General features: G+C 73.0%; 6 protein-coding genes (1 of these 6 running past the window's edge). All 6 read right to left on the reverse strand.

The genetic code is table 11. The features are described from left to right. Tightly spaced (each overlapping or abutting the next), the 6 genes in view from ACFP1K_RS16720 to ACFP1K_RS16745 form a layout consistent with a single transcriptional unit that may run on beyond the window. Positions 1-1,281, reverse strand: coding sequence for a beta-ketoacyl synthase N-terminal-like domain-containing protein (locus tag ACFP1K_RS16720; RefSeq protein WP_380753670.1), 1,281 nt, complete (start codon positions 1,279-1,281; stop codon positions 1-3). Further along, positions 1,278-1,517 (reverse strand): phosphopantetheine-binding protein, encoded by a 240-nt coding sequence (locus ACFP1K_RS16725; RefSeq protein ID WP_380753673.1) that lies wholly within the window; start codon positions 1,515-1,517, stop codon positions 1,278-1,280. The genes ACFP1K_RS16720 and ACFP1K_RS16725 overlap by 4 nt, the downstream gene beginning before the upstream one ends. Next, on the reverse strand, positions 1,510-2,751 hold the full coding sequence (locus tag ACFP1K_RS16730; protein ID WP_380753676.1) for a hydroxymethylglutaryl-CoA synthase family protein: 1,242 nt from the start codon (positions 2,749-2,751) through the stop codon (positions 1,510-1,512). The genes ACFP1K_RS16725 and ACFP1K_RS16730 overlap by 8 nt, the downstream gene beginning before the upstream one ends. Then, on the reverse strand, positions 2,748-2,984 hold the full coding sequence (locus ACFP1K_RS16735) for an acyl carrier protein (RefSeq protein ID WP_380753679.1): 237 nt from the start codon (positions 2,982-2,984) through the stop codon (positions 2,748-2,750). Before ACFP1K_RS16735 ends, ACFP1K_RS16730 begins: the two co-directional genes overlap by 4 nt. Then, on the reverse strand, positions 2,971-3,924 hold the full coding sequence (locus tag ACFP1K_RS16740; RefSeq protein WP_380753682.1) for an LnmK family bifunctional acyltransferase/decarboxylase: 954 nt from the start codon (positions 3,922-3,924) through the stop codon (positions 2,971-2,973). Before ACFP1K_RS16740 ends, ACFP1K_RS16735 begins: the two co-directional genes overlap by 14 nt. Next, positions 3,921-25,750, reverse strand: partial view of an SDR family NAD(P)-dependent oxidoreductase gene (locus tag ACFP1K_RS16745; protein WP_380753685.1) — the 3' portion only. It continues 1,402 nt past the right edge of the window; only the last 21,830 of its 23,232 coding nucleotides appear in the window; its start codon lies off the right edge, out of view — the gene reads right to left on this strand; it ends in the stop codon at positions 3,921-3,923. Before ACFP1K_RS16745 ends, ACFP1K_RS16740 begins: the two co-directional genes overlap by 4 nt.

Genomic DNA, 25,750 nt, shown 5'->3' on the forward strand with positions numbered 1-25,750 from the left:
CTACCCGTGAGCCCCGGACGCATGCGGCGACCGCTTGAGCACGATGCTCGTGTTGAAGCCGCCGAAGCCGAAGCTGTTGGACAGGGCGTACTCGATGTCCGCGGGCACGGCTGCCCCGTGGACGAAACGGCAGCCGTCGTCGATCGGCCGCCGCAGGTTCAGGTTGGGATGGACGAATCCGTCGCGGATCTGGATCACCGAGGCGACCGCCTCCACCACGCCCGCCGCGCACATGCAGTGGCCGATGAGCCCCTTGGTGGCGTTCACCCACGGCCGGCCGAAGTCATCGCCGAAGACCCGGAGCAGGGCCCGCACCTCGATCTCGTCCCCCAGCGGCGTCGCGGTGGCGTGCGCGTTGACGTAGTCGATCTGGTCGGGCCGCACGCCGGCCTTGGCCATGGCACCCGCCATCACCTTGGCCTCGCCGTCCTCGTGCGGGTCGGGCAGGCTGTTGGCGTCCAGTTTGAGGTCGTACCCGGCCAGTTCGGCGAGCACGTCCGCGCCCCTCGCCCGCGCGGATCGCTCGCTCTCCAGCACGACGCAGGCCGAGCCCTGGCCGGGTACGAAGCCTTCGTGCCGCACGTCGAAGGGGCGGCACCGGGCCAGTTCGGGCTCGTCGGTGCCCGCGGCCGCCACGGCGCCGAGCGTCGCCAGGCCCCGCTTCTCCATCGGCGACAGGTCGGTGGTGGCGCCGACGACCAGGCAGACGTCCACGGCGCCGGTCTCCACGAGACGGCTGCCGTTGACGATGCCCACGTTGCCGCTGGCCGAGGCGCCGCCCACGGTGTACCCCTCGCCCTTGATGCCGAGCACCTGGCTCAGCGTGCCGACGCGGTCGGTGTCCATGAAGTGCAGGGCGAACCTCGCCGGCAGGTACTCGGGGTTGTTCTCGTACTTGGGGAAAAGGTCCTGGACGTAGCCGGAGCTGAGGTTGTTTCCCGCGACGACCAGGCCGAGCCGGTCGGCGGGCGGTGAGCTGAGGTGCAGCCCCGCGTCGGCGAACGCCTGCATCGCCGCGACCAGGTCCATCTGCGCCGCCTCCGGCGAGCGGTTGGCGGCGCGCATCGCGCCCTGGCGCATCTCCTCGGGCAGAGCGTGCTGGGCGCTCACCGCGTCGGCGAAGCAGAAGTCCTTCACCAGCGCCGCCAGGCGGGGCCCGCCGTCGCCGATGTCGGGCACGGGCTCGATCCCGCAGCGGCCCTCGCGCAGCGCGCGGGTGAACGCGGGCACGGTCTGGGCGATCGAGCAGATCACACCCATGCCCGTGACGACGACTCTCACGAGTGCCGCTTCAACAGCGCCACCAGTGAGGCGATGTCGTGCACTTCCTGGAACTCGGCGATGGGGATGGTCAGCCCCAGGTCCTCCATGGTCATGGTGACCACGTCGGCGCGGTCGACGCTGTTGGCGCCGAGGTCGGTCAGCGTGCCCCCCATGACGACCTGCGAGGGGTCCAGGTCGGGGAGCACCTCCAGCACGTTGCGCTTGACGGCCTCGAAGATGACGTCCTCATTCATATGACAACCATTCGTAGGTTCGGTGGTAGTCCTTGGTCCCGGTGTTGACCAGAAGGTCCCGGTCGATCCGCGCCCGGTCGAGGATGCCCTCGTACGCCTCGACGTCGATCCGCCTGTCCTGCTCGGGGACCAGGCACTTCAGGTTCTCCGGCAGCAGGGCGGCGTACTCCTCGAACGCCAGCTCGCAGCGGCCGGCGAGGTGGTCGCCGACGCGCATCTCGGCCAGCTCCCGCTTCGACCCCTGGTCGACCAGGCCGCTGAAGAACTCCGAGGAGCAGCCGGAGCCGTAGGAGTACAGGCCGACGCGGGCCCCGCCGTCCAGCGGCGCGTGGTCGATGAGGCTGCACAGGGCCAGGTACACCGACCCCGAGCACAGGTTGCCCACGGCGCTCGGATAGGTCAGCGAGGGCAGCACCCGCCGGGTGAAGTCCTCCTCGGCCTGCGCCGGGGCCGTGCCGGCGAACTCGCGCATGAGCTTGCGGTGCGCGGCCTTGACCATGCCCGCGAACGGGGTGTGCATGGCCAGGTAGTCGAAGGTGGTCGCGAAGTCGACGCCCTCGACCCGGGTGCGGTAGTCCTCGAAGCAGTTGCTCAGGCAGTCCAGGTAGGCGAACAGCGAGCGGTCGGAGTCGGCGATGTCGAAGGTCGGCGTGGGCCGGGCCGAGTCCATCGTCTCGTAGCTGTGGTTGCCGAAGGCGCCGAGGTCGACCGCGAGCACCCGGGGGTCGTCGCTCACCAGGACGGCGGCGGCCCCCGCGCCCGTGGCGGGCTCGGCGTACTGGCCCCGCTCGTCGACCAGCGCCACGTCGGTGGCGATCACCAGCGCCTTGGCGCCCGGCGATATGCCGGACGCGACGTAGGCCACCGCCATCTGCACGGCGGCCGTCGCCGCGTAGCACGCCTGCTTGACCTCCACCACCCGGCAGGTGGACGGCAGCCCGAGGTACTCGTGCACGTAGGACGCCACGGACTTGCTGTAGTCCAGGCCCGACTCGGTCGAGGTGATCAGCAGTTCGATGCGGTCCCGCTCCGCCGGGTCCAGCCGGTCGACGACGGGCCTGGCCGCGTTCACCGCGTTGGTCACCGGGTCCTCGAACGGCAGGCCGACCGAGCGGTTGCGCATCATCAGGTTGCCCATGCGGTCCACGTCCAGGCCCCTGCCCTCGAACAGGGTCCGCACCGGGATCTGCGCGACCCCGCAGTAGACGTTCAGCGCCTCGATGCCCGCGTTCACGACACACGCTCCGCCAGGACGTCGACCAGCGCGTCCACGTTGGGGACGTCGCGGAAGTCGGACAACGGCGCCCGCAGGCCGAGCCGGTCGAGCACGCCGAGGAGGATCTCCACGCGGTCCACCGAGTCGGCGCCGAGGTCCTTCAGGTGAAGGTGGCCGGAAATCCGGGCCGAGGGCAGGATCTCGGCGATCTGCTGGTGCACCACCTGCTCCACGTCGTCACGCATCGTCATGAGCACCTCCTGTCGAGAGCACGTGCAGGGTGCTGACCGCGAGCGTCCGGTCCGAGTCCCGGTCCCGGATCACCAGGTTCACGAGTTCGTCACCCGGTTCGCCCGTCTTCTCCCACGCGTCCACCGTGATGCGCAGGACCGAGTCGGCGTCGGCGTTGCCGAGGTAGCAGAGCCGGTGGTCGAGCACCACCCGGTCGAGGAATGCCGCGGTGTCCCGGCCGAGGCTCCGCCAGAACCTCAGCAGCGCCCAGTCGATGATCGAGAAGTAGGTGGCGAAGTACAGCAGCCCGACGCCGTTGAGGTCCCGGGACGGCTCGATCGGGTAGTCGACGGTGAAGGCGCGGCGAAGCGGCGTCCGGTCGGCGGGCAGGCCGTCCAGGAACGTCAGCCGGTTCCTGGCGTGGTTGTAGACCCGCCGGGGCGAGTGCTCGTCGGGGAGCCGCGGCAGGTGGTCGTGCCGGAACCCGACCGGCGACGACTTGACCAGGTCCTCGTTGCTGCCCGGACGGCTCCGGGTGATCCACCGGTTGTAGTTCTCGACGTAGATGCACCTGGGGTCGGCGAACCGGTAGAAGCTGTCGGGGTCGATGGGTCCGGCCCTGGCGCCCTCCGGCCGCACCTCGTGCAGGGTGAGGATCGACTCGCTGCCGAAGTCGAACAGGCGGGACGCGACGTCCAGGCGGTCGCCGAAGGTGAGGCCGCCCACGTGCATCTGGCGGCTCGCCCTGATGTGGAAGTAGTAGAAGGACAGGTAGGTCGGCGAGCCGTCGGCGTTGACCGCGTCGAAGGCGTTGGTGTCGCACAGCTCGCTTACGGTCTCCCAGGTCCAGTCGCCGAGGTTGCCCACGAACAGCGAGTTGTGCCCGCACATTCCCGGTTTCACCAGCACCGATCTGTTCGCGGTGCTCCCGTCGTTCCTGTTCTGCGTGGCGACGCTCATGACATCCCTCCAAGGAACTCGGCGATGGCGGTGTTGACGGCGCCGGGGCTGGTCAGGCCGGGGAAGTGCCCGGCGTCGGGGATCTCGGCGTACCGGGCGTCCGGGATCGCGCCGTGCAGCAGATGCGCGGTCTTGCGGGGGATGACCGTGTCGTGCGCGCCCTGGACGATCAGCGTCGGCACCGTGATGTCGGGCAGGCTCGCCAGCAGGTCGGGCCGGTCGGCGAACACGTCCAGGTAGCGCAGGCCGATCTGCGGGTCCATGCTCTCCGAGCGCAGCAGCGCCGACGTCAGGGACTCGCGGTCCGCGCGCAGCCGCTCCGAGCCGCTCTCGGCGATGACGTGGTCGAAGTCCTCCCGCGCGACCACTTCGAGGCGGTTGATCTCGCCGACCCGGTTGCCGATGCGGTGCGAGCTGGAGATGAGGATCAGCGACGCGGTGTCCGCCGGGTAGCGCAACGCGAACGACAGCGCCGTCAGGCCGCCGAACGACCAGCCGGCCACGTGCGCCGGGAGCTCCACGCCGAGCTCGCCGAGCACGCCGTGGCAGAGCCGCGCGATGCCGTCCAGGGTGATGTCCGCCGAGGCGGTGGTGCGGCCGACCCCCGGGTGGTGGACGCTGATCAGCCGGTAGGAGTCCGCCAGCGCGGCGAACTGCTCGGCGTACACGCCGGCGCCGATGTTGAACGGATGCATGAGCAGCAGGGCCGGGCCCGAGCCCGCGGTGAAGACCTCGACGTCCCCGTCGGGGGTGCGCACCAGGTGCTCCTCCACGTCCGGGTTGTGCTCGCGGAGCACCGCGAGGTTCTCGTTCTTCGGCCGGTGACGCTCGCGCAGCGCCTGCTGCACGTCCTCGGGCACGCTGTCGGCGGGGCGGTACTCGGCCTGGGCCGCCGCCGCGCCGCGCAGCTCGCCGTCCGCGACCAGCCGCGGCACGTCCGGCCCGGCCTCGTGGTACGCCGCCGCCAGGCGCGCCGCCGCGTCCTTGGCCTCCACCACGCCGAACCCGACCGGCACGGCGAGCCTGACGCAGCCCTCGCGGCCGAGGTGCGGGCCGCCGCGGATGCCCGTCTCGCGGTACATCCATGCCAGGCACGACATGATCGGGTGGTCGTGACCGGTGAACGCCTCCATGCGGGCCACGTCCAGCAGCACGCAGTGGCCGCCCGCGGGCGCCACCACCGGCACGCCGCCGTCCGCCAGGCCCTGCCACAGCGTCGCGACGGCCTCCATCCGGGTGCGGACCTGCGCCGACACGGCGGCGACGTCGTCCAGCGCCGCGGCGATGACCTTCCGGTCGTGCAGCCCGACGTCCCTGCCGAGCGTCGCGATCCGTTCCCGCACGGCTTCGGCGACCGCGCCGTCCCCGGTGGCGAGCAGGCCGCCGGACGTCAGGCCGAAGTCCTTGGACAGGCTCACGGTGGCGTGGTCGGCGATCCCGAACAGGTCCGCGACGACGTCCCACTCACCGCGGCCGTTCTCGTCGGCGACGAACACCGCGTTCTCCACGACGCGCGCGCCGTCGATCACCAGAGGGGCGCCGTGACCGGCGGCGATCGTCTTCACCTCGCGCAGGTTCGCGAGCGAGATCGGGTGCCCGCCCGCCGCGTTGTCGCTGACCTCCACGCAGACGAAGGACACGTTCCTGTGCTCGGCCAGCGTCCTCCGCAACGCCTCGGTGTCGATCTCGCCCGACTCCTCGGTGCCCGGGATGCGGACCGGGTCGAAGCCCGCGTCCACCAGGCTCAGGTACCAGGTCGGGAACAGGCCGTTGTGCAGCACCGTGCCACGCTTGCCGCGCCACGCCGCGCACAGCAGCGCCTCGGCGGAACGGCCCGATCCGGTGGGCACGACCAGCGGGAACGGGAGCCAGTCGATCGCGGGGAGCTCGGTGGCGTCCCGGCGGCCGGCGGCGCGGTCGGTGAGCTCGCGCATCCTGTGGCGGATGTACGGGGAGTCGAGCTCGGCCCAGGAGTCGGTGATCAGGTCGGTCTCGACCTGGTCGCCGGGGATGCGGACGGGGTTGTGGCCGTGGGCCGCGAGCAGCGCCGCCCGCGCCTCGGCGTCCCCGGCGGTGGACACCGGCTTCACCTCACGGGCCGGGGTGTCCTTGGGGGCCTGCTTCGCCTTGCGAGCGGGGCCGTCCTTGGGAGCCGGCTTCGCTTCACGGGCCGGAGCGTGCTTGGAGCCTGGCTTCGGCTTACGGGCCGGGGACTGCTTGGCCTTACGCGCCGGGGGCTCCTTGGGCTCCGCCGCGCGCGCTGGGGCGGCCTCGGTCGCGGGGCGGGCCTCGGTCGTGGGGCCGGCCTCGGTCGTGGGGCCGGCCTCGGTCGTGGGGCCGGCCTCGGTCGTGGGGCCGGCCTCGGTCGTGGGGCCGGCCTCGGTCGTGGGGCCGGCCTCGGTCGTGGGGCCGGCCTCGGTCGTGGGGCCGGCCTCGGTCGTGGGGCCGGCCTCGGTCGTGGGGCCGGCCTCGGTCGTGGGGCCGGCCTCGGTCGTGGGGCCGGCCTCGCCGGTGGTCGCGGCGGCGGGCTCCAGGTGGGGGTCGGCGATCATGAGGATGACGTCGGCCACCGAGGTGCGCTCCGGGCCCGCGGGCTGGCACAGGTAGATGGGGACGTTCACCGGGCGGAACTTGTTCTTGAACTGGAAGTTGCCCTCGCCGAAAATGCCGACGGAGCGCAGCTCGTTCAGGGCCTCGGTGACGTCCTCGGCGGCGTTCCCGGTGTTCTCCTCCATCTGGACGCCGAAGCTCGCGCCGAAGCTGAACATCGTGACGCCCTCGGACACCAGGGTCTCGATGATCTTCGTGATCGCGAACTCCAGGCCGCCGAGCGGCATCTTCTTCGGGTAGAACTCGGCGTCCAGCAGGTAGGCGTTCTCGGAGGGGATCTTGGTGACGATGACGGCGTTGGTCAGCACGTCGTCCCGGTAGGTGAGGAACACCCGGTGGCGGCGCGTGTCCAGCGACCCGCCCTCGATCTCCTGCCTGACCACCGTCACGTAGGGGTTCACCATCTGCTTGCCGGCGCCCCACTTGTCCACCAGCTCGGCCACCTCGCGGTCGACCGCCGGGTCCTCGCCGGGCTTGTGTTCCACCGTGCGGCATTCGGCGTTCTTGGAGAACCGGCGCACCATGTACCGCAGCCGCTCCATCCGGCCGCCCTTGAGGGTGAACGCCGCCAGGTCGTCCAGGCGCTGCACCGCGCCGAACGGCGTCGCGGTGTACGGCCTGCCCGACACCTCGGAGACGGGGATCATCGACAGGAAGTTCGGCTTGAGCCCGTTCTGCTCCGCGTGCCCCACGTACTCCTCGATCAGCTTCGGGAAGTACTCCTCGGAGCCCACGTAGCTCCAGGCCAGCAGGTTCCCGTCGTGCTCGGAGAAGTTCAGGTACCCCTCGCGCTCCGCGCCGAGGAACGCCAACGGGGCGATGTCGCGCCCGGCCAGGCCGCCCTCCTTGGCGTGCTCACGGTCGATCGCCGCGAACACCTCCGTCAGCGCGGGCCGCTCCGCCACCCGCCGCTTCGCGACGACCAGAGGCTCCCCGTCCCGCCCGTCGTCGTCCCCGGCGTCCGTGACGGTCACCGTCGTGCCGGCCGTTTCCCCGAGGGCGCCCGCGCCGTGCTCGGCGTCCAGGTGCGCGGCCAGCTCCGGCACGGTCGGCTGGTCGAACAGCAGGGTCTTGCGCAGCGACCCGACCTGCTTCTCCAGCGCGCTCACCACACGCAACATCTCGAACGAGGTGAGCCCGTTGTCGGCGAAGCTCCGGCGCGCGTCCAGCTCCCGCCCCACGACGGTGCCCACCAGCTGCGTGAGCCGCTCCTCGGTGGTGCCGTCCGTTCGCACGACCGGGGGCTCGGGGGTCTGCGCGGGCGGGGGCTCAGGGGTCTGTGAGGACGGAGGCTCGGGGGTCTGCGCGAGCGGGGTCTTCGCGGCCTGCGAGGGCGTGATCACGCGCTCGGTCATCACGGGCTCTTCCTCCTCGACGGCCTCGGGCTCCATGGGCTCGACGGCCGCGGGTTCCACGACGGGGGGTTCGGTGGCCTCCGGCTCGGTGGTCGTCGACTCGATGGCCGCCGGCTCCGTGGCCGTCGACCCGGTCGCCGGCTGTTCCTCGGGTGCCTGCTCGGCGGGCTTTCGTGCCGTCGGCGGCTGTTCGCCCATCGCGTCCTCGACGGCGGAGGTCAGCCGTTCGACCGTGTCGTACTCGTAGAGTTCCGAGGCCTGCAGGTCGAGGGAGAAGGCGGCGTTGATGCCCTTGACCAGTTCCATCCGGAAGATCGAGTCGAGCCCGAGCTCCGCGAACGGCGTGTCCACGGAGACCTTCGCCGGGTCGGTCCCGAGGATTCCGGAGAGCCGCTCACGCAGCATCTCCTCGACCCCCGCCGCCGGAGGAGCCTTCTCCGCCGTCAACGCCGGGGAGGCGCCGCCCTCCACGGCCTCGGGCGTGGTCAGCGGGGCCTTGCGCGTCGTGCGGCTCGGGGACATCCGCAGCTTCGCCGGACGTGTCCCACCGTCCTTGCGCGCCGGTGTGCTCCCGGCGGGTGCCTCCGGGCGGGACGGACGCAACCGGACCTTCGAGCCCCTGCCTCCCGCTTCGGGGCGGTCGGTGGGCCGGGCGTCAGGCCGCTTCAGAGTCCGCTTGCCGGTCCGGGCGGCGGGACGCTCCTCGGGACCGGGCTCGGGGTGCTTCTCGGCACTGGGCTCGGGGTGCTTCTCGGCACGGGCCTCCGGACGCTCGCCGGCCGGGGCCTCCGTCCGGGACTGGGACGGGATCGTGAACCAGTGCTCGGCCCGTTCGAACGGGAAGCTCGGGAGTGACATGCGTCGCGGGCGGGGGTCCGGCCAGAGCTCGCGCCAGGGGATCTCGGCGCCCGCCACCCAGGCGCCGGCGAGTTCCGCCAGGCCGGCGCCGGCGGGCGGGGCGTCCGGGCGGGCGGTCCCCCGGGTGGCCCTGGGGGCGGTCCCGCGCAGGACGCCGGGGGCGTCGGCGCCGCCGGTCAGCGCCGCGATGGCGGCGTCACGGTCCTCGGCGGGCACGGCGAGGCGCTCGGGCATCGGTTCCCGGCCCGTCTGCGACGTGTACGCCACGCGGTCCAGGCCGGCGTCCGGGTGCTCCTCCAGGAAGCGGGCGAGCGACCGGGCGTACTCGTCGAGCGCGTCCGGGGTGCGCGCGGACAGCACCAGGAGGCGCGGGCCGCCACCGGCCGGCGTGGGCTCGGGGGATTCGTAGGCTTCCAGAACGACATGCGCGTTCGTCCCGCCGAAGCCGAAGGAGCTCAGCCCGGCCCGCCGCACCGGGCGGCCGGAGGCGTCGGGGACGCCGTCCCACGGCCGGTGCCGGTCGTTGATGTAGAAGGGGGTGCCGTCCAGCCGCAGGTAGGGGTTGGGGCGGTCGAAGTGGATGGTCGGGGGCAGCTCGCCGTGCCTCATGCACAGCAGCACCTTGAGCAGCCCGGCGATGCCCGCCGCCGCCTCCAGGTGGCCGATGTTGGTCTTCACCGAGGCGACGGCCACGTGCGGCTCGCCCGGCGCGGGACGGTCCCACTCGGCGTACAGCCGGTCGAACGCCTTCTTCATCCCCTCGATCTCGATGGGGTCGCCGAGGCGGGTTCCGGTGCCGTGGGCCTCGATGTAGCTGACGGTGCCGGGGTCGACCCCGGCCTTCCGGTACGCCCGGACGAGGACGTCGGCCTGCGCCTCGGGGTTCGGCGCGGTGAGCGAGGTGCCCCGGCCGCCGTGGTTGACCGCGCTGCCCTTGATAACGGCGAGCACGTGGTCGCCGTCGGCCAGCGCCGCCGCCAGGGGCTTGAGGAGCACCGCGCCGCAGCCCTCGCCGCGCGCGTAACCGTCCGCGCGCTCGTCGAAGGTCTTGCAGGCGCCGTCGCCGCTGAGCATGCCGGACTCGGTGAACGCGATGTACAGGCCGGGGCTCAGGGTCAGGTTGACCCCTCCGGCGATCGCGGTCGCGCACTCGCCGCCCTCGATGGCCCGCACGGCGCGGTGCAGCGCGACCAGGGAGCTGGAGCACGCGGTGTCGATCGCCTCGCTCGGGCCCCGCAGGTCCAGGACGTGGGAGACCCTGTTGGCGAGGATGCAGCTGGCGACGCCGCTGGCCGTGTGCGCCTCCACCGGGACGTCGTGCTCCCTGAGCAGGTCGTCGTAGTCGCAGGCGGAGACGCCCGCGAACAGGCCGGTGGCCGTGCCCGCGAGGTCGGAGGGCCGGTATCCGGCGTCCTCGATCGTGCGCCAGACGGTCTGCAGGAACAGCCGCTGCTGCGGGTCCATGGTCGCGGCCTCCTTGGGGGAGATCCCGAACAGCGCGGCGTCGAAGGACCGCACGTCGTCCAGGAAGCCCGCTCGGACATCCGCGGTTCCGGGGTTCTCCCGCAGCTCGGCCCGGTCCTCGGGCACCGGGCGGACCAGGTCGTCGCCGGCGGCCAGATGCCGCCAGAAGTCCTCCAGATCGGTCGAACCGGGCAGCGTCCCCGCCATGCCGATGATCGCGATGCCGTCGGCGGGGGTCTTCTCCGAGCTTCCCGCGGTGTCGTCGGCTCGCGGCTCGTCCGCGTCGTCGGCGCGGAGTCCGGTCTCCTCGCCGGCCCGGGGTTCGCGCGCGTCGCCGGGCTTGTTCGTGTCGCCGGCACGAGGCCCGACCGGCGTGGCCGCGCGGTGGGCGGCCTCGATCTCGGCGGGGTGGTTCTCCACCAGGTGGTCGCAGAAGGCCGATAGATTGGAGGCCTCGAAGAGGACGGTGGGGAGCAGGTCGAGCCCGTACATCGCGTTGACCTTGTCGACCAGCTCCGCGATCGAGATGGAGTCGAAGCCGCTGTCGGTCAGGTCGGCGTCGAGGTCGACGTCGTCCTCGTCCACCAGCAGGAACCCGGCGGCCACCCGCCGCAGGCCGGCGCGGACCGCCTCGTCGTGGTCGATGTCGCCGGTCTGCCTGTTCGCGGTCGTGTCCACGTGCGGTGTCTCCTTCTCCGGCGTTCGCGTCGTCTCTCCGGCGCCCTCCACGACGACCAGGCATGCCTCTGTCCCGGCCACTCCTCTCGCGAACGCGGTGAGCCCGGCTCGCGTCTGCATAGGCACGCTGCCCCAGCGGCGCTCGAACATTCGGCGGGTGACGTCGTCCACGGTCATGCCGCCCTCTTCCCACAGGGGCCAGCAGATGGAGACCGTCCTGCCCCGTCCGAGCGACTCGCGCAGTTCGGCGTAGCGGTTGAGGAAGGCGTTGGCGTAGGTGTAGTCGACCTGGCCCAGGTTGCCGGTCTCGGCGGCGACCGAGGAGAACAGCGCCATGAAGTCCAGCGGCTCCTCGCGCAGGGCCTCGTCGAGCAGCACGGTGCCGAGCACCTTGGGCCCGAGGACGTCCTCGGCGTCCGCGCGCTCCTTGCGCACGGCCCTGGCGTCCCGGTGGACCCCGGCCGCGTGGAGGACGCCGTTGATCGGGCCGTGCCGCCGCCGGGTGTCCTCGACCAGGCGGGCGAGGTCCGCGGGGTCGCGGACGTCGGCCTGGACGTAGGTGGCGGGCAGTGCCTCCACCCGGGTCCTGGTGTCGTCGTCCAGCGGCGAGCGTCCGGTCAGGACGACGTTCACCGGGCCGTTGGAGGCCAGGTATCCGGCGAAGGCCAGGCCGATGGCACCGGCGCCGCCGGTGATCAGGTACGTCCCGCCGCGCCGCAGCCGCAACCCGGCCGGGCCCGGCTGGTACGGCGCGAGGGCCTTGCGCCACCGGGTCCCGTCGCGGTACCGCAGCTCGGTGACCTGGTCCTCCGGCGCGGCCTCGGCGTCCGCGGCGCGAAGCTCGGCCGCGATCTGCTCGAAGCCGTCCTGAAGGGTGCCCGGGATCGCCACGGTGGCGCCGCTGAAGCGGCTGTGCTCCAGCGCGAGCGTCCGCAGCACCGCCGCGAGCGCCGCGTGGTGCGGCCGGTCATGTTCGGCGTCCCGCGTGTGGGCGACGACCGCGCGCAGCGGCCCGCCCGGGGTGGCGAGGACGGCGGTCGCCGTCCAGAGCAGGGGGAAGAAGCTGCGGTCGAGCTCCGCCTTCAGCGCTTCCTGGTCCGGGCCGGGGAACGGGCCGGACAACATCTGCACCAGGGCCCCGGGGAGCGCGTCGCGCTCCGCGAGCTCGGCCGCCAGCCTCCTGACGTCCTCGGGCTCGCCGAGGTCCAGGGTGTAGGCGTCGTCGCCGTGCCTGGCGTACGCGCTGCCGGGGGTGATGCGCACGCAGCGCGCCCCGTCTCCGGCCAGCTTCTCCGCCAGCCCGGCGCCGGCCTGCTCGTCGTCCGCGAGGATCAGGACCGTGCGGGGCATCGGGCCCGGCTCCGCCGCCGGGGCGGGTGCCCAGACGGGCCGCAGGTACGTGCAGCGGGCGTCGGCGTGCTCGTCCACGGCCGCGGGTTCGAGTGCTCCGGCCTGGTCGCGGGAGGGTCCGGAGACCTGTGCCGGGGGCTGCTCGGACACCTGCTCCGGGGTTCGCTCGGAGACCCGCTCCGGGGTTCGCTCGGAGACCTGGTCCTGGGGCTGCTCGGCGACCTGTGCCGGGGCCGGCTCGGCGGCCGGTCCGGAGGTTCCGGGCAGCCAGTACCGGCGGCGGTCGAAGGGGTACTCGGGCATGGTCACCCGGTGAGGCGTCGGGGACGGCCACAGTCGCCGCCAGTCGACGGGGACGCCGGTCACCCAGAGGCGGCCGAGCTTGGCCGTCTGGCGGCGCTCGGCCAGGGTGGCGACGAACGCCGCGCCGTCGCCGTCACCGAACAGGTCCTGGTCGCCGGTGCCTGCCGTGCCCGACGTGACGCCGTCCGCCTTGCCGGTGTTCGCGAAGTCGCGCAGGCGGCTCGCCAGCTCGCCGAGGCCGGACGCGCGGGCCGCGAGGCGTTCGGGCAGCTCGGCGCGGCCCACCTGGGTCGTGTACGCCAGGGCGCGCAGCGACGGCGCCTCGCCGTCCTGCTTCGCCGCCAGGTCCGCGACCCGTCCGGCCAGGGTCCTCAGCTGGTCGCCGGTGCGGGCCGACAGCAGCACGAGCTGCTCCCCGGCTTCGGTGGCGCCGGGTTCGGTCTCGTCGGACGGCATGTACTCCTCCACAACGATGTGCACGTTGGCGCCGCCCGCCCCGAAGGAGCTCACGCCCGCCCGGCGCGGGACGGTGCGCCGGACGCCGTCGACCTCGGCCACCGGGCGCGGCCACTCGGCGAGCTCCGTCGGCGGGTAGAACGGCGACCCGGCGAAGTCGATCTTGGGGTTGCGGGTCTCGAGGTTCGCGCACGGCGCCACCCGCCCGTGCCGCATCTGCAGCAGGACCTTGGTCAGCCCGGCGATGCCCGCGGCGCCCTCCAGGTGGCCGATGTTGGCCTTGACCGAGCCCACCGCGCACCGCTCGGGGGCCTTGCCGCGGAACGCCTTGGTCAGGCTGGCGATCTCGATGGGGTCGCCCAGCGCGGTGCCGGTGCCGTGCGCCTCGACGTACGAGATCGTCGCCGGGTCGACACCCGACCGCCTGATCGCCTGGGCGACCAGCTCGGCCTGGGAGCCCGGGTTCGGCACCGTGTACCCGGCCGTCTTGCCGCCGGCGTTGGCGAAGGCGCCCTTGATGACGGCGTGGATGTCGTCCCCGTCCGCCACGGCCTGGGCCAGCGGCTTGAGCAGGACGGCGCCGACGCCCTCACCCGGCACGAACCCGTCGGCGGCCTCGTCGAACACCTTGCACTCGTCGCCGCCGGACAGCATGTTCATCGAGCAGAGCGCGACGTGGTGGGCCGGGTGCAGGATGAGGTTCACCCCGCCCGCGATCGCCATCGCGCACTCGCCGCGCCGCAGGCTCTCGCAGGCCAGCTGGATCGCGGTCAGCGAGGACGAGCACGCCGAGTCCACCGCGAAGCTCGGCCCGCGCAGGTCCAGGACGTACGACACCCTGTTGGCGATCGACCAGTACGCCGAGTGCGCCCCGGCGAACCTGCCCTCCGGCCAGCCCTCGGCGGCGGCCATCCGCCCGTAGCTGCCGTACATCGTGCCGACGAACACCCCGGTGCTCGGCTCGCGGGTGTGCTCGCTCAGGTACCCGGCGTCCTCCAGCAGGGTCCAGGCGGTCTCCAGGAAGAGCCGCTCCTGGGGGTCGATGGCCTCGGCGTCCCTCGGGAGGATGCCGAAGAAGGCGGGGTCGAACCGGTCGACGTCCTCGATGAATCCGCCCCAGCGGCTGTAGGTGCGGTTCTTGCGGCCCCGCTTGGGGTCGAAGAGGCCGTTCAGGGGGAACCGGTCCTCGGGCACCTCGGTGATGCAGTTGGTTCCCTGGGCGAGGTTGCGCCAGAAGGTGTCGAGGTCGGGCGAGCGCGGGTAGCGGCCGGTGACCGCTACGACGGCGATGTCGAGGGCTGTGCTCTCGGCGGTGCGGTCGTTGGTTCCGTGGGGCTGTCGCGCGGGCGACGGCTCGGCGGCCTGTTCCTTCCACGGCGCCGGGGGTGCGGCGATTTCGGGCTCGGGGGCCTCCGGCTCGGCGGGCTGGGCCTTCGGCTGGAGCAGGGGACGGAGCCGGTCCTCGTACTCCTCCACGAGGTGGTCGGCCAGTTCGTCGATCGTGAGGTTCTCGAAGAGCAGGGTGGCGGGCAGGCTGCCGAGGTCCTGCTCCAGCCGCTGGATGATGTTCTGGGTGACCAGGGAGTCGATCCCGAAGTTGTCGAAGGTCAGGCGCTCGCCGAAGTCGGCGTCCGGATATTTGAGCACCTCGGCGAACACCTGCTTGATGTAGGCGCGCACGGGCTTGTCCAGCTTGTCCGGCGTGGTGGGCTTGGCCGGTGAGCCGGACGCGGCCTGCCGTGCCCCCACCAGGACGCACTGGTCGAGCTCCTCGACCGGCGTGCCGGGGATCCCTCGGGTGCGGGCCGGGGTGAGCCCGGCGGACCGCAGCGCGTCGTGCCACTGGGTGGCGCCGAGCAGCGGGGCGTGCGGGAGCCGCCGCTCGGAGTCGGCGAACCTCCACCAGCCCGACGTCAGGCCGAAGGTCAGGGTGAGGAAGTCCGCCGCCCGGGTGACCTCGTTGACCAGCAGGACCCCGCCGGGCCGCAGCAGGCCGCCCGCGTTGCGCAGGGTCCGCTCGATGTCGGCGGTCGCGTGCAGGACGTTCGTGGCGAGGACGACGTCGTGGCCTCCGGCCTGGAATCCCTGCTCGGCCGGGTCGCGCTCCACGTCGAACATGGCGTACGAGACGAAGGGATACCGCTCCCCGAACGTGTCCTCGCCGTGCCGCAGGAACGCGGGCGAGATGTCGGTGTAGACGTACTCGACCGGCACCCCCGTCTCCGCGACGGCCGGCAGCACGAACGCCGTGGCGGCCCCGGTCCCGGCGCCGACCTCCAGAAGCCGCACCGTGCGCCCGCTCTCCCCGGACGCCCGCCGCACCGCCTCGGCCGCCTCACCGGCCAGCAGCCGGTTGAAGTAGTCGGAGGCCGACTGGCCCCGGTACACCTGCTCCACCATGTCCACCCGGCCACCCGGGAACAGCACCTCCATCGGGTCACGGGCACCCGACAGGACGCCGGCGAGCGCGTCCACACAGGTGGTGAGCAACCGCACGTGCGGCGCCATGTCGGGGAACCGGTCGAGCACGTCCTTCGGCGACCGGACCGGCGCTTCACCGTCCTGCGGGACCGTGAGCGTGCCGTCCTCCAGCCGCACCTGTCCCGAAGCGGCGAGCATGTGCAGCACCGCGTCGAAGAGGCGGCTCCGCTCCTCGCGAACCCCCAGCTCACGACGCACATCGGCCACCGGCACTCGCTCCCCCGGCGCGGGGAACGCCGAACTGAGCGCCTGGAACGACAGGCTCTGGGCCAGCTCGTCCAGCGCGGCGAACGCCTCCCGCGCCCGCGCCAGCTCGGCGCGCTCACCCTGGTCGGCGCGTCCGCCCTGGTCGGCGCGTCCATCCTGCTTGGCGCGTCCATCCTGCTCGGCGCCTGTGGCGTGCCCGGCCTGCGGGTCGCCGCCGGATCGCACGCCCATCCGCGCGAGCCCGGACGGGGTGCCCTTGACGACGACCGCCTGCGGCAGGCCCTCCCGGAGCACCCGGGACAGTGACTCCAGGCCCTCCTGGGGTTCGATCGAGCCGATGCCGAGCGCGGTGAAACGGTCGGCGTAGCCGCCTCGGGCGACGGCGCCGACGCTGCCCCAGAAGCCCCAGTTGACCACGCTCACCGGGTGGCCCTCGCGGGCCAGCCGCAGGGCGTGGGAGTCCTCGAACGTGCTGGCGGCGGCGTAGTTGGCCTGGCCGCCGGCATCCACGAACGAGGCGGCGGAGGAGAAGAAGGCGAGGAAGTCGAGCGGCTGGTCGCGCAGGGCGTCGGCGAACGCCGAGGAGCCGGCGACCTTGGCGGCGAGCACCTCGGAGAAGGCGGTCTCGTCCATGTCCGCGAGGGTCATGTCACGCAGCACCAGGGCCGCGTGGAACGCCCCGTTCAACGGCCCGAACCGCTCGGCCGTCGCGGCGACCGCCTGCCGGACGGCGCTCGGGTCGGACACGTCCGCCCGCAGGTAGACGGCCTGCCCGCCGAGGGATTCGATCTCGGCGATCTGCCGCGCCACGGCCTCCGTGGCCGGGCCGCGCCCGACCAGCGCCAGCCGCGCACGCACCGTCCGCGCGAGGTGCCCGCCGAGCACCTGCCCGATTCCTCCGGTGCCGCCGACGATCAGGTACACGCCTTCATCCCGGAACGGCGCCATGCCGGAGCCCGCGCCGGGACGGCCGGCCGCGTCACCGTCCGCCGGTCCCGGAGTCCCGGTCCCGCGATGCGGCTCCAGGACCCGGACGAGCCTGTGCTCGCGCAGCGCGACCAGCGGCTCCGCGCAGTCTTCGGCCCGCAGGCGGCGAGCCAGTTCCTCGGCCTGCGGCGGCGCGGAACCGACGTCCACGCAGCCGGCGTTCCAGCGCAGGTACTCGGCCCCAGCGGTCCGGGTGAGTCCGATCAGGCCGGCGGCGTGCGGGATGACAGCGTCGTCCTCGTCCACCGGCACGGCTCCCGCGACGACGACCTTCAGGGTGAGCGGACGCCCGCCGTAGCCGGCCTCGATGAGGCTCTTGACCAGGCGGAAGACCGCGAGCGTGCTGGGGTCGTCCTCGGGGGCCGACTCCGGGTCCGCGGTCCGCGCCAGCACATAGATCGTGTCGAAGGGCGTGCCCGACAGGTCCGGCGGGGTCTCCGTCAGCGGTTCCGTCCGGCCGTCCTCGTGCAGCGCGAGCACGGCCCGCGCGAGCGGCTCGTCGGCGGAGGTGTGCAGCACGAGGGCCCGTCCGCCCGCGGGCGGCTCGGTGAGCTGCTCGGCCTCCCGCCAGACCGGCACGAAGATCATCTGAGGTTCCCGCCGCGTACGCAACGTCACACCGGTGAACCGGACGCAGACCCGTCCCCGCTCATCGGCCAGCCAGACGGAGTACCTGTCCTCGCCGTCCCTGCGGACATGGGCGCGGGCGGGCCCGGCCGTCGGCCGTATGACGTCCACGGACTCCACCGCGAAGGGGACGGCAGGCGCCGAGGCGTCCTCCGGCCGCAGGGCCGCGATCGCCTGCAACGCCCCGTCGAGGAGCGCGGGCTGAAGCGACCCGTCCGCTCCCCGGCGCCGCGGCACCTCGGAGAGAACGGCCAGCGCCTCGTCCCGGCCCACGTGAAGCTCCCGCAGCACCTGGAAGGCCGGCCCGTAGTGCAGCCCCGCCTCCTCGAAGGCCACGTAAAGCTCCTCGGCGGACCGTTGCCCCGGGCACCGTTCCGCGATGGCCTCCAGATCCAGCGGCTCCACGTCCCCACCCTCGGAGCCACGCGCCACGGTTCCCTTGGCACAGGCGCCGGAGCTCTCGTCGTCCAGCGTGAACCGCGTCCGCCCGCTCTCCTCGGTGAACGAGAACCTCGCCACCCGAGGCTCCGCGACCTCGAACGGCCGCACCCAGCGCACGTTCGTGAACCGAAGCGGCAGCGAAAGCCCGGACCTCTCCGCGGCCATCACCAGACAGGCCACCCCCGGCAGCACCGGAGTCCCCATGATGCGGTGATCGGCCACGATCCAGTCACCCGGATCGATCCGATCGGGCGACGCCACTTCCGCCTTCGCACCCGGGTCCCCCGCACCCTGCCCGGTCGCGGCGGGCTCGCCGGATCCGGTCCGCTTCCCGGTCGCGGCAGGCTCGCCGGAGACCGTCCGCTCCCGCGGCGTCGTGTCGACCCAGTACCGATCCTGGGAGAAGGGGTAGGTGGGCAGCGGGACACGCCGTCCGGGGCGGTCCTGATACAGCGCCTCCCAGTCCACGTCCTCTCCGGCTCCGTAGCGCCGGGCGGTCTCGCCGGCGGGGGAGTCGGCCGGCTCGTCCTCCCGCGCACCGGACGGATCGGCGTCGCGGAGGGCGGTCACCAGGCCGGGGAGGTCGTGTGCGACCACGGCCAGCCGGGTGGGCAGGTGGGAGCGGCCCACGGCGAGCGTGTACGCGACGTCCCGGACGTCGAGCTCGGGGTGGGCGGCGAGGTGGTCGGCCAGCTCGCGCAGCCGCCGGGTCAGGGCCTGCTCGCCGCGTGCCGACACCGGCACCACGACCTCGGCCGCGTCGTGCCCGGTGGCGGGGGACGAAGGCTCGTCCTCCGGCTCGGACACCACCACGTGGCAGTTGGTGCCGCTGAAGCCGAAGCTGCTGACCGCGGCCGTGCGGCGACCCGAAGGGCCGGGGAGCCAGTCGGACAGCTCGGTGACGACCTTGAGGGGCATCTCGCCGAAGTCGATCTTCGGGTTGGCCGTCGTGTAGTTGGGGGACGGCGGCAGCTGCCGGTGGCCGAGGGCCAGCAGGACCTTCACCAGCCCGCCGATCCCGGCCGCGGTCGTCGTGTGCCCGATGTTGGCCTTCAGCGAGCCGAGCCCCTGGACGCGCCCCGCGCCTCCGCCGTCACCGAAGACCTGCGTCAGCGCCTTGGCCTCGATGGGGTCCCCGAGGGCCGTGCCCGTGCCGTGCGCCTCCACGTAGTCGATGTCCTCGGGCCGGACGCCCGCCCGCCGATGCACCTCGGTCAGCAGTTCCGCCTGGGAGGCCGCGCTGGGTGCGGTGATGCCGTTCGACGCCCCGTCCCCGTTGGTGCCGCTCCCCCGGATGACGGCACGCACGTCGTCGCCGTCCGCCAGCGCCCGGTCGAGCCGCTTGAGCACCACCGCGCCGACGCCCTCCCCGAGCACGATGCCGTCCGCGGACGCGTCGAAGGGGGCGCACGTACCACTGGGCGAGAGCATGCCCGCGCTGCTGCACCAGATGTGCATCTGCGCCGTCGTCATCACGGCCACCCCACCCGCGATGGCCGCCTCACACTCACCGCGCCGGATGCTCTCGCACGCCAGGTGCACCGCGACCAGCGACGACGAACACGCCGTGTCCACGGCCATCGTCGGCCCGCTGAAATTCAGCAGATAGGCGATCCTCGCCGGAAGCACCGACGACACGTTCCCAAGGAACGCATGCCCGCTGTGCCCCTCCCCCGCCGCCGCCAGCAGCCGCGCGTAGTCCCCCGCCGCACACCCGACGAAGGTCCCCCACGGCCGCCGCACACCGTTCCGCCCCGCGTACCCCGCATCCTCCAGCGCGTGCCAGGCCTCTTGCAGGAACAACCGCTGCTGCGGATCCATCGCCTCCGCCTCAAGCGGCGACACATTGAAGAACCCCGCGTCGAACGCGTCCACATCGGCCAACATCGCCGCCCACTTGCTGTACGTCTTCCCCGAAGCCCTCCGATCCGCGTCATAAACAGCAGAGATGTCGAACCGCTCCCCCGGCACCTCCCGAACACTGCACCGCCCCTCCGCAAGGTTCTCCCAAAACCTCACAAGATCAGGCGCATCCGGAAACCGCCCCGCCACCCCAATAACCGCAACCTCAACCGCCCCCGAATCCCCCACCTTCCCGCCACCAGCCCCCGCACCGGCAAGCGCCCCAACGGGTGCAGCCGCAGGTGACGCACCCGAGAACGTCGCACGGGGATACAAACGCCCCGCCTCGGCCACGACACCGCCCGCCGCCACCGCACGCGGGTACGAATCTCCCGCCTCGGCCTCGACGCCGGCGGCCGTCGCCGCACGCGGGTACGAACGCCCCGCCTCGGCCTCGACGCCGGCGGCCGTCGACTTCGCGCGCGGATACGGGCCCCGCCCTTCCGGCGCCGGGTCGGCGGGACGCGGAGCGGCGAACTCGGCGCCGCCATACGGCGCCGAACCGGCCGACGCCACCGAGGGCTCAGGCCGAGACGGCGGCTGAACGGCGGCCGTTGTCACATCCTCAGCCGCAGGGGAGACTGCCGGGGAGCCTCCTACGGAGCCGAGGCGGATCTGCCCCGACTCAGCCACGACACCAGCGGGCTCCGTCAACGCATGCGAGTGCGAGAGCCCCGACTCAGTCACGACACCAGCGGGCTCCGCCGCCGCACGCGAATGCGCGCGCCCCGGCTCGGGCACAACGCCGGCGGCCTCCCCCGTCACGCGCGGATACGGGCCCCGCCCTTCCGGCGCCGGGTCGGCGGGACGCGGGGCGGCGAAGTCGGCGCCGCCATACGGCGCCGAACCGGCCGACGCCACCGAGGGCTCAGGCCGAGACGGCGGCTGAACGGCGGCCGTTGTCACGTTCTCGGCCGTGGACGGGGCTGCCGCGGTACCACCCACGGACCCAAGCCGGATCTGCCCCGACTCGGTCACGACCCCGCCCTCCGCCGCCGCACGCGGGTACGAATCCCCCGCCTCCGTCACAACTCCAGCGGTCGGCTCTTCGCCGTAGGACGGCGCCGAGTTCGCCGCCCCGCGTCCCGCCGACCCGGCGCCGGAGGGGCGAGGTCCGTACTCGTGCGCGACGCCACCGCGGGCCATCGCGGAGGGCTCGGGCTGGGAGGGCGCCTGGGTGGCGGCCGTCGTCGCGTTCTCGGCGGCAGGGGTGACTGCCTCGGGGCTGCCCACGGAGACGTCCTGGTCGGCGGCTGTGGTGAGGACGAAGTCGACGAGGGCGGGGATGGTCGGGTGGTCGTAGACGGCCACCGAGTCCAGGTCGAGTTCGTAGCGGCGGTTCAGGTCGCGGACGATCTCCACGGCACCGATCGAGTCCAGGCCCATCTCGCTGAAGCTCTGGGTGTCGTCGATCTCGTCCGGCTCCAGATAAAGGTGCGAGGTGAGGGTCGACATGACGACCTCTCGCACTTCGGCGGCATCCAGCGACGGCTGAGCAGGAGGGGATGCGAGGGCAGGAGCCGAGGCCGAGGCCGCAGCCGAGGCCGCAGCCGGAGCCGAGGCCGAAGCCGAAGCCGGAGCCGAGGCCGAAGCCGGAACTGAAACGGAAGCTGAAGCCGGAGCCGAGGCTGCAGCCGGAGCCGGAGCCGCAGCCGGAGCCGAGGCCGCAGCCGGAGCCGAGGCCGCAGCCGGAGCCGGGGCGGAGACCGGAGTAGGAGTTGACGAAGGTGTGGGTGTGGGAGCAAGGGTGGGCTGGGCTCGGTAGGTGTTGATTTTGTTGAAGTGGGATTCCACCAGGGAGGCGGACTCCTGGCCGAGGACGCGTTCGTGGAGGTCGACCTCGCGGGCGATGACGTCGGTGAGGGGGCCGAGGATCCGGCCGGCGAGTTCGGTCTTCAACGCGCGCAGCGCGGGGAGCGGAAGGGCCGCGATGGAACGTGCGTGGCGGAGGGCGACCTTCAGCACGTCGTTCTGGGGGAGGATGGTGACGTTGGCCCCGCGCCGTTCCAGCTCCTCGCCGCTGACCGAGCGAGCGGTGAACAGCATCTCGTGCGCCAGGGACCGTCCGAACCGTTCCTCCAGGACGTACGTCGCGCCCATCCCGGGAGTGAAGCCGAACTTCATGAAGTTGGCGCTGTACACGCCCTCCCGGGCCATCAGCACGACGTCCGCGTGCAGGCCGTACGCCAGCCCGCCGCCCGACGCGTGCCCCTGGATCGCGGCGATCACGGGACGGTCGCACTTCAGCATGCCTTCGTAGAGGAACGGCACGTCGGTGAAGCGGCCCTGCCCCTCGGAGAGGGTGCGCAGCGCCTCGGGAGTGCCTCCCATGCTGAACACCTTGCCGGCCCCGGTGACGACGACCACCTTCACGTCGTCCCGCCCGGCGACCTGCGCGAAGGCGTCCCGCAGACCGTCCACCAGCGCGTCGGTGAACATGTTCGGCCCGGAGTTCATCGTCACCAGCGCCACGCCGTCCCGGACGACGAACCGCAGATCCTCATGCTCCTGCGGCCGCGCGAACGCGATCTCGTCCTCCGGAGCGATGTCCCCGGAGACAGGGTCCGCCGACGCAGGGCCCACAGGCTCGGGCCGCACACGCCCGTTACCCACGGGAGCGGAGTCAACGGAGGCGGAACCCACAGAAGCGGGGCTCACGGGGGCGGGGCTCACGGGGGCGGAACCCACGGAGGCGGAACCCACGGAGGCGGAACCCACGGAGGCGGAACCCACGGGGGCAAGGTCCACGGGGGTAGGGTCAACAGAGGTGGGACCCACGGCCTCGGGCTGCGTGCGCCCCGTGTTCACATGCCCCGCGTCCCCATGTCCAGTGGCGCCAAGTCCGTTGTCCACGTGTCCGTTCTCCACATCTCCGGTCGCCGAACGACCGCTCGCCACGCGCCCGGCGTCCGTGCGCGCGTCCTTGGGCACGGTGGTCACCAGCGGCGCGTCCGCGCCGCGACCGGTGCCGCGCCAGCCGCCGATCCAGCAGCGCTCCTCCTGGAACGGGTAGGTGGGCAGGGACACCCGGCGGGGGCGGTCCCCGGTGGTGCGCGGGTAGCACTCCTGCCAGGGGATCCGCCCACCTGACGTCCAGTGGGCGGCGAGGTCCGCCAGCCGGCCCTCGCGGAACAGCCGGACGCACTCCTCGGCTCCGGGGCCGTCCTCGGGCGCGGTGTCACCGGCCGTGCCGGTGTAGCCGTCCCCACCCAGGTCGTCGCCGTGGGCGAACGCCGTGAGCCGGGACCGCAGGGTGGTCGTGTCCGCGACGACCAGAGCCAGGCGGACGGGGAGGGCGGTCCGGCCGACCTGCGACGTGTAGGCGAGGTCGGCGAGAGGGATGCCGGGGGACGTCCCGGAATCCTCATCGGATTCCAGGGCGGCCAGGTCGTCCACGGTGCTGTCCAGCGTGAGCCCGGGGCGGCCGGTCAGGCGGAGCAGGCCGGCGGCGTCCAGACCGAGGTCACCGAGGGTCTCCCCCGTGTCGATCTGGTCCTCGGGGATGCCCAGCAGTGCCGCGACCCGCTCGACGGCGTCGGTGGACCCCGCCACCTCATGCCCGCCGGAGTCCAGGAACGCGACGTACGCCCGCGCGTACTCCCTCAGCGCCTCCTCACTACGCGCGGACAGCACGAACAGGCACGGCCCGCTCGGCCGAACGCCCGCAGGGACCTGGTCGTGCTCCTCCAGCAGGAGATGCGCGTTCGCACCGCCGGCGCCGAAGGCGCTGACCCCGGCGCGCCGCGGCGCCCCGTCAGGACGCGGCCAGGCGGTGAGCTCGCGCTGGACGTGGAACGGCGTCCGCGAGAAGTCGATCCGCGGGTTCAGCTCCTCGGTGTGCAGGGACGGCACGAGCCGTCCGTGCTTCATCTGGAGCAGCACCTTGGTCAGCCCGGCGATGCCCGCCGCACCCTCCAGGTGGCCGATGTTGGACTTGACCGAGCCGAGGGCGCAGGCGGACCCGGCGCCGGCGAAGGCCTTGCGCAGGCCCTCCACCTCGATGGGGTCACCGAGCGAGGTGCCGGTGCCGTGGGCCTCGATGTACCCGATGGTCGCCGGGTCCCAGCCGGACCGCCGCACGGCCATGCCGATGAGCGCGGCCTGGGACGTGGGGCTGGGCACGGTGGCGCCGCTGGTCCTGCCGGTGTGGTTCACGGCGGAGGCGCGGATCACGCCGTAGATGTGGTCCCCGTCCCGGCGGGCCGCGGCCAGCGGCTTGAGCAGGACGGCGCCGACGCCCTCACCGGGCACGTAGCCGCCGGCGTCCTTGCCGAACGCGCGGCACCGGCCGTCCGGGGACAGGAACCGTCCCTGGGCGAGCTGCAGGTACTTCTGCGGGTGCACGCTGACGTTGACCCCACCGGCCAGAGCGAGCGTGCACTCGCCGCGCCGCAGGCTCTCCACTGCCATGTGCGCGGCGGTGAGCGAGGAGGAGCAGGAGGTGTCCAGGGCCATGCTCGGGCCGACGAGGTCGAAGGTGTAGGAGACGCGGTTGGCGATGGAGGCGTGCATGGCCAGCGGCGCGACGTCCCCTTCGCCGCCCTCGACCAGCTGGTAGTGGTTCCACATGACGCCGGCGAACACGCCGACGCTCTCGCCGTTCAGGGCGCCCGGCGGGTAGCCGGCATCCTCCAGCGCGTGCCAGCAGGTCTGGAGGAACAGCCGCTCCTGGGGGTCCATCCGCTCGGCGTCGCGCCGGGAGATGCCGAAGAACGCCCGGTCGAAGCGGTCGACGCCGTCGAGGAAGCCGCCCCATCGGCCGTACGTCCGGCCTTCGCGGCCCTCGTCGGGGTCGTAGTAGGCGTCGTGGTCCCAGCGGCTCGCGGGGACCTCGGTGACGGAGTCGCGGCCGTCGGCGAGGTTCCGCCAGAAGGTGTCCAGGTCGGGTGCCTGCGGGTACCGCCCGGCGAGCCCGATGACGGCGATCGCGTCGTCGTCCGCGTGCCCGTCGCCCTCGGCGCCTTCCGCGGGGAGATCGGAAGCCGTGGCGCGGGGCGGGGCGGGATCCGGGGTCGTGGTTAGGGTCTGGCCGGGATCGGCGGCGGGCAGCAGGTCGGGGACGCGGTCCTCGTCGCCGTGCAGTACGACGAACCCGGCGCCCGGGGCGGACAGGGCACGGTTCAGCACGGTGAGCGCGTCGGCGGTGGGGAGCGGCACCAGGCCCGTGGCCTGGCGTGACCGCTCCAGGGCGTCGGCGCCGATACGCATTCCGCCGTCCGCCCAGTACGGCCAGGCGATGGCCAGCGTCCTGCCGTTCCGGTCGCGCCGCTCCTCGCGCCACCGCGCGAAGCCCTCCAGGTAGGCGTTGGCGTAGGCGTACGCGGCCTGGCCAGGGTTGGGCAGGGAGGCGGCGAGCGAGGAGAAGACCAGGAAGAAGTCCAGGTCGTCATTGGCGGTGGCGGCGTCGAGGTTGGCGACGCCGAGCGTCTTCGGCGCCAGCACGGCCTCGATCCCGGCCTCGTCCAGCCGGAAGTAGACGCCGTCGTGCTGCACGCCCGCGCAGTGGATGACGCCGTCGATCCGGCCGTGACGCTCCCGTACGGCGGCCAGCGCGCGCTCGACGTCGTCCCGGCTCGCGAGGTCGGCCCGCACGCCGGCCGTGCGGCTGAGCACGACCGGGCGGGCATGGTGCTCGCTCTCCAGGTGCTCGGCGACGAGCCTGCCGATGCCGCCCGCGCCGCCGGCGATCACGTAGACGCCGTCCTTCCTGAACGCGACGGTGCCGAGGCCCGGCTTGTGCCCGGCCCAGCGGCGCACCGTGCGGGTGCCGTCCCGGTAGCGGAGCTCGTGCTCGGGGGAGGGGTCGCGCACGGCCCGCGCCAGGTCCTCGGCGGACGCCTCGGAGTCGAGCCGCACGCTGCGGCAGCGCAGGACGGGGGTCTCCGCGGAGATCGTCCGGGCGAGCGCGCCGACCGCGTCCGCGGCGGGGTCCTGCCCGCCGTGGAGGAACGTCAGGGTCACGGGCTCCTGGGGCTTCCCGGCGATGATCGCGCAGGCGAGCGACCACACCTTCAGGCAGGTGTCCGTGCCGTCGTCGCCGGGGGTGGCGACGAGCACGAAGTGGCGCGGCAGTGCGGTCCCGGACAGGTCGGCGACCAGCCGGCCGG

It is taken from the genome of Sphaerisporangium aureirubrum (assembly GCF_042658925.1).
Taxonomy (GTDB): Bacteria; Actinomycetota; Actinomycetes; order Streptosporangiales; family Streptosporangiaceae; genus Sphaerisporangium; species Sphaerisporangium aureirubrum.

Bases quoted from the DNA above. Each gene is read 5' to 3' on its own strand.
- ACFP1K_RS16740 (WP_380753682.1), bottom strand. From the start codon at position 3,924: ATGAGCGTCGCCACGCAGAACAGGAACGACGGGAGCACCGCGAACAGA.
- ACFP1K_RS16735 (WP_380753679.1), bottom strand. From the start codon at position 2,984: ATGACGATGCGTGACGACGTGGAGCAGGTGGTGCACCAGCAGATCGCC.
- ACFP1K_RS16725 (WP_380753673.1), bottom strand. From the start codon at position 1,517: ATGAATGAGGACGTCATCTTCGAGGCCGTCAAGCGCAACGTGCTGGAG.